General features: G+C 70.8%; 1 protein-coding gene. It reads left to right on the plus strand.

Annotated elements, in window-relative coordinates:
• Positions 1-277, plus strand: a 277-nt coding sequence (locus tag ACQG3P_RS19595) for a hypothetical protein (RefSeq protein ID WP_426805976.1), incomplete at both ends; no start/stop codon positions are given.

Consider the following 277-nt stretch of genomic DNA (forward strand, 5'->3'; position numbering starts at 1 on the left):
TTGGCGAAGACCACATTCCCTACGCCCTGGCCGATACCAGTCCGCTGTCCGGCGAACCACTTGCCGATGTGTTCGTGCACCTGCTGGGATTGCCGGTGTCGCGCTTTGGCCTCAGTGAAGTGCTGGACCTGCTGGCGAGCGCGCCGCTGGCCGAAGCGGCCGGGCTGGATGCGGCCGCGTGCGACCGCCTGCACGACTGGCTGCAGGCCGCCGGGGCGCGCTGGGGCTTGAGTGCGGCGCACCGCGCGCGGCTCCAGGCACCGGACGAGGATGCCTA

The organism is Stenotrophomonas sp. SrG (genome assembly GCF_050031795.1).
Lineage (GTDB): Bacteria > Pseudomonadota > Gammaproteobacteria > Xanthomonadales > Xanthomonadaceae > Stenotrophomonas > Stenotrophomonas rhizophila_A.